This is a genomic window from Methylobacterium sp. WL103 (genome assembly GCF_008039885.1).
Taxonomy (GTDB): domain Bacteria; phylum Pseudomonadota; class Alphaproteobacteria; order Rhizobiales; family Beijerinckiaceae; genus Methylobacterium; species Methylobacterium cerastii.
This window is the reverse complement of the sequence record NZ_VRUX01000285.1, coordinates 1-5,319: the sequence shown is the minus strand read 5'-3', so window position 1 is coordinate 5,319 and position 5,319 is coordinate 1. Positions and strand designations below refer to the sequence as shown.

The window sequence follows — 5,319 nt, the reverse complement described above, 5'->3', positions numbered from 1 at the left end:
CCCGTCGACCCGCCCGCGGAGGCCTCCCTTGAACGCCCTGATCCTGCAACCGGTGATGGCCCAGATCGGGCTGATGATGGCGCTCTACGTCTGGCTGTCGCTGGCGCGCCTGCGCGCGGTGGGGCGGGGCGAGGTCGGCTACGACGCCTTCGTGCTCGGGCGCGACGAGCCGCGGGCGGTCGCGCGGATCACCCGGAACCTCGCCAACCAGTTCGAGCTGCCGGTTCTGATGGTCGGCTGCGTCGCGCTGCTGGTCGCCCTGGGCGAAGTCGGCCGGTTCGACGTCGCCTGCGCGTGGCTGTTCGTCGCCGGCCGCCTCGCTCACACGGCGGTGCAGACCCTGACCGACGACGTGAGGCTGCGCGGCCGGGTCTTCGGGATCAACCTCGTCGGGTTCCTCGGGCTCGCCGGGCACCTCGGCCTGATCGCGCTCGCAGCGCGGTAGCGCGGTCCGCCGCGAGCCCGCCTCAGGCCGCCTTGGCGCGGCGGGGGCGGTTTGAGTTGGCGCTGGCCTTCGCGCCACCTTTGGCCGAGGCTTTCGACGCGGATTTCGCGACGGGCCGGCAGGCCGTGCCGGCGCGCCAGCCCTGCCAGCTCCAGGCGCCCGGTCCGGTCAGCGCATAGATCAGGAAGCCGCCCGCGAGCCCGAAATCGGCCAGCATCAGGGTGCGCTCGGCTGCGGCCGCCGGGCCGGAGAACTGCCAGAAGGCGTGGAGCAGCACCGCCGTCAGGGCGGCGAACCCGGCCAGCGCGACGCCGGTGATCCGCGGCAGCACGCCGACGATCAGCGCCAGCGGCCCGAACACCTGGACCACGACGGCGAGCGTCGCCACCGCGTTCGGGGCCGGGACGCCGGCGCCGGCCAGCGTCAGCGCGAAGCCCGAGACGTTGAGGGCGCGGGCGATGCCGGTCGGCAGCAGCGCGGCCGCGAGCAAGAGGCGCGCAGCGAGGAGCAGTCCGTCCTGGGCTCGGGCGATCACGCGTGGACTCCGGTGGTGTGGGGCGAAGGCGGCATCGTCCCCCGCGCCCCTGAAGACCGGGTTAAGCGGCGGTCGCCCTCAACCGGAGACGCCGCCGCGAAACAGCTTTCCGCGCTCGGTCCAAGCCACGACCAGGAGCGCCGCGGCGCCGAGCCCGGCATAGCCGAAGGCGATCGGCAGGGTGGTGCCGTCGAAGCACTGGCCGATCACGAAGCCGCACAGCGCCCCGAGGATCGTGGTGTAGAACCCAAGGAACGACGAGGCCGTGCCGGCGATCGCGCCCAGCGGCTGCAGTGCCAGCGCGTTGAAGTTCGGCATCGCGAAGCTGATCAGGAACTGGTTGGCCGCCAGCACGGCCAGGAACAGGACCAGCGGCGGATGCCCGCGATAGCTGAGCCCGATCGCGACCTGTCCGAGCGCCACCGCGACGAAGGCCGTGAGGCCTGCATGCGACAGCGCCCGCATCCCGAGGCGGCGGACCACCCGCGCGTTGACCAGGGTCGCCGCGCCCATCGCGCCGGCGACCAGGCCGAAGGCCAGGGGGAACAGCGCGCCGAGGTGGTAGAGCCCGGTGTCGAACACCTGCTGGGCCGAGCCGACATAGCCCATGATGCAGCCGGTGAGCAGGCCGAGCGCGGTGGCGTAGCCGATCGCCACGCGGCAGCGGAGCGTCGTGCGCAACGCGTCCCAGGTCGAGGCGAAGGAGAGCGGCCGGCGGTATTCCGGGTGCAGGGTCTCGGGCATGCGCGCCGTGAACCAGACCGCGAGCAGCCCCGCGAGCCCGAGCATCGAGACGAAGACGTAGGTCCAGGAGCCGAGGGCGAGCATGGCCCCGCCGATCGCCGGCGCGATCATCGGCACGATCAGGAACACCATCATGGTGAAGGACATCACGCTCGCCATCTCGCGCCCGGCGAAGCGGTCGCGCACGATCGCGGTCGAGAGCACCCGGCCGCCTGCGGCGCCGAGCCCCTGGATCACGCGGGCGGCGAGCAGCCAGCCGAACGACGGCGCGACCATCGCCAGCAGCGTGCCTGCGACGTAGACGGCGAGCGTGCCCAGCAGCACGCGACGCCGCCCGAGCGCGTCGGAGACCGGGCCGTAGACGATCTGCGCCGCGCCGAACCCGATCATGTAGACGTAGATCAGCCATTGCAGGTGGTTCGGGTCGCTGACCCCGAATCTGTCCTGGATCGCCGGGAAGGCCGGCAGCAGGTTGTCGATCGAGATCGCGGTGACCGCCATCATCAGGGCGATGATCGCCACGAACTCGACGAAGCCCGGCCCGGTCCAGGGACGCTCGCGCGGGATCGCCTGACCGTCGGGAGGGTTGGGCCGGATCGGTGCTGTCACGGGGAACGCCCTCGGCGGCGCGGGGATGCCTTCGACGGGAAGGCGCGCGGGCCGCCTCATCGGGCGAGTTCACGGCGGGGATATGGCCGGCGCGTGCGCGGAACGCCGGGTGGATCCCCCGGCCGGGGCTGGAACGGAAACGGCCGAGCTTCGTTCCACCTGCGACAACGCCCGCATACCCGGAGTTCCCGTGTCGTCGCTCGTCCGCATCCTCCTCGCGATCTTCCTGCCGCCGATCGCCGTCCTCGTGACCAACGGCATCGGCCTGCAGTTCCTGCTAAACATCGTGCTGACGCTGATGTTCGGCCTGCCGGGCATGATCCACGCGCTCTGGCTGATGAACCGCGACCGCCCGCTGCTCTAAAAGTATCGCTCTGCGAACGAAGAGAGCCGCCGGTCCTGCGACCGGCGGCTCTCTTCGTTTCAGGTGCTCGACGGGCGATCAATCCTTGTCGGATTTGTCCGTGCGAAGCGCCGTCGTCACCTTGTGGACCGAGCGCGGCGCGACGTGGGCGATCTTCACGTTGTGGGCCGCCGCCTTCATCGGCTCGGCCACCACCGCGTCTGCGGTGGGCGTGGCCGGGGCCGGCGCGGTCTCCTTGTTGAAGACCTTGCCGAGGAGCTTCTGGTAGGCGCTCGGGTCGTCGTCCGCGCCGGCGACCGCGATGCGGACGGGCTTGGCCTTCTCGGTCGCCTTCTCGGTCACCTTGGCGTCGTCGTCGGCCGGGCCGGGCTGCTTGGCCATCAGCGTCCGGGCCGCGGGCTTCAACGCGCCGGGCTTTCCTGCATCGGACTTACCCGTATCGGACTTACCCGTATCGGACTTACCCGTATCGGACTTGGCCGCATCCGATTTGCCCCCCTTGCCGAGGGCGGCGGCGGCGGCCTTCGTCGGGATCGGCGCCTCGGGGGCGGCGGCGAGCATCACCGGCCGGCCCTTGGCGTCGACCTCGATCTCGCGCGGGCCCGCGGCCAAGCTCTCTGGGCGGCTCACGTCGCCGAGGTTGTGCCGCCCGTAATCTTTGGCGCTGTAGGGCAGCTCGGTCTCGGTGCCGGACAGGTTGGCGAAGGCCGTGCTCTGCTCGGCGCGAAACACCGGGTTGCCGCCGCCGTCGTCGTAGACCACTCGCGTCGCCGGCGTGCCCTTGGCGACGAGCTCTGCGATCTCGTGGTTGTCGTGGGCGCGCTTCTCGGCGACCAGCGGGTCGACCTTGGGCGTGCACGACCCGGCCGCCGCGTCGGCGCCGCCGAACACGTACTTCGTGCCGCAGACCCCGACCTTCGGCTCGTCGCGCAGGGCCTCGAAGTAGTCGGCCCCCTCCTTGAGGTTGCGCCAGAACGGGGCGTTCGGGTCGTTGCGGTACTTGGTCATGTTCGAGGCCGTCATCCGGAACGGATACGACTGGAACTGGAAGGCGCGCTGCCCGCCGGCGAAGGCTTCGCGGGCGACGGCATAGATCTCCGACATCGACGCGTCGGTCATCGCGAAGCACCCGGCCGACGAACAGGTTCCGTGGACCATCAGGTAGTTGCCGGTGCTGCCGTTCGCCCGGTCGTAGGCGTTTGGGAATCCGGTGTCGAAGGACAGGTAGTAGGACGAGTTCGGGTTCATCTGGGCGGGGGTGATCGTGTAGAACCCCTCGGGCGCCTGGCGGTCGCCCTGCTTGCGCTTGGGCCCGAGCTGGCCCGACCAGCGGCAGATCGGATAGGTTTTCAGGAGCGCGTAGCGGCCGTCGGTGCCGCGCTTCCACACCTCCATCTCCGCTTCCTTCTTGTAGGCGCGGATCAGGATCGGATCGCCCTGCTGCATGCCCTTGGTCTGCATCAGGGACAGGGTCTGCGGCGGGATCGGCGTCAGCGAGCGCGTCGAGGCGCCGTTGATCATCCCGTCCTGGCAGCCGCCGAGGGTCACGGCGGCCGCGACGACGACGGGCGCGAGCAAACGGGACGCGCGATCGAGACTTGCAACGGCGAACCGGCGCACAGCCATGGGGGAACCTCGTCCTCGAACACACCGCGCGCGGGCCTTGGCGGCAACCGTCGTGCGTCACTCCCCCACTTTCTAGCTTTGGTAAACTTACCCCTCCGTTACCGCAAGGATCGGCGTCCCGCCGCCCTGCCCTGCACGGCCAACGTGGGGATCACGGGGATGGCGGCACCGGGCGCCGCGACTCCGCCGCGATCACGTCGATGAGGAAGGCGTCGTCTGCAGGCTCGGCGAACCGCAAACCGATTGATGCGGAAGGGGTTTCCACCGCAAGCCAACGCAGGTCCGGCCGCGTCGCCTCGCCGGTGACGACGCGGCGTTCGCACGCCCCCGGCAGGTGTTGCAAAAACGTTAAATGGTTCCGTGACTCTGACTGTGCCAAAGCGTCGCAGATGGATTGTACTACGTCCATCGGGGTGTGGAGGTGCGTCAGCAGCCAGAATCGGTTCTCGGCGGCGGGGTTCGCCAAAGCGATCCGCAGGCGTCGGACGCCGTCGGCAAGGAAGCGGTAGTCGGCGTCGTCGGCGGCCGGGTCGTGGTGGTTGAACACGCATTCGAGGCCGTGGCGCTCGCGGTACAGCCTATGGCGTCCGCGCCAGATGCCCTCGCCTTGCCGCTCGGCCAGGGGGATCGTCTCGAGCTGGGTCCTATCGAGGAGGTCGGCGAAGTCGTCGGCGAGGCAGTCGCGGACCATTCCCGGCATGGTGAAGATCCAGTCGAACGGCCCCGACCAGGTGCGCAGCCCGAGCGTCTTCAGCACATGCGCCATCTGGCAGTGGGCGCCGAGCGAGACGTGGTTGACGAGGCCGGGCTCGCGCTCGCTGGCGAGCAGACCGCCGAGCCTGCGTCCAAGCCCGCGCAGGAAGCCGGTGCCGTAGGGGCCGTCGGGTTCCTGACCGCTCACAGGCGCCGGCCGATCTCGAGGAACTTGCGGGCGCGCCGGTCGCGGATTTCGTCGGCGCCGACCCCGTCGAACTCGGCGAGCGCGCCGGCCAGGGC

The 5,319-nt window shown here is 70.4% G+C and carries 6 protein-coding genes; 2 read left to right on the top strand and 4 right to left on the bottom strand.

Annotation, left to right across the window (positions count from 1 at the left end; genetic code table 11):
- The coding region (locus FV222_RS16380) for an MAPEG family protein (protein WP_348644941.1) at window positions 1–445 on the top strand (445 nt) is incomplete at its 5' end.
- 22 nt (window positions 446–467) lie between these two features.
- On the opposite strand, the gene FV222_RS16375 is transcribed toward FV222_RS16380, so the two are convergent.
- On the bottom strand, window positions 468–980 hold the full coding sequence (locus FV222_RS16375; protein WP_147761588.1) for a DoxX family protein: 513 nt from the start codon (window positions 978–980) through the stop codon (window positions 468–470).
- 78 nt (window positions 981–1,058) lie between these two features.
- Window positions 1,059–2,333 carry a multidrug effflux MFS transporter gene (locus FV222_RS16370; RefSeq protein ID WP_246685498.1) on the bottom strand — a complete coding sequence of 425 codons (1,275 nt, stop codon included), beginning with the start codon at window positions 2,331–2,333 and terminating at the stop codon, window positions 1,059–1,061.
- 190 nt (window positions 2,334–2,523) lie between these two features.
- On the opposite strand from FV222_RS16370, the gene FV222_RS16365 reads away from it, so the two are divergent.
- Window positions 2,524–2,697 carry a YqaE/Pmp3 family membrane protein gene (locus FV222_RS16365; protein ID WP_147761587.1) on the top strand — a complete coding sequence of 58 codons (174 nt, stop codon included), beginning with the start codon at window positions 2,524–2,526 and terminating at the stop codon, window positions 2,695–2,697.
- A 78-nt stretch (window positions 2,698–2,775) separates the two neighbouring features.
- On the opposite strand, the gene FV222_RS16360 is transcribed toward FV222_RS16365, so the two are convergent.
- Both FV222_RS16360 and FV222_RS16355 read right to left on the bottom strand, forming a co-directional pair.
- Entirely contained in the window at window positions 2,776–4,323 is a 1,548-nt protein-coding gene (locus FV222_RS16360; protein WP_246685497.1) for a murein L,D-transpeptidase family protein, read from the bottom strand.
- Window positions 4,324–4,474: 151 nt separating this feature from the next.
- A complete protein-coding gene (locus FV222_RS16355) occupies window positions 4,475–5,224 on the bottom strand; it encodes a DUF1796 family putative cysteine peptidase (protein WP_147815127.1) in 750 nt (249 codons plus the stop codon).
- Between the last annotated feature and the right edge of the window lie 95 nt (window positions 5,225–5,319).

Excerpts from the sequence above, each read along its gene's own strand:
- FV222_RS16360 (WP_246685497.1), bottom strand. The coding sequence starts at position 4,323 with ATGGCTGTGCGCCGGTTCGCCGTTGCAAGTCTCGATCGCGCGTCCCGT.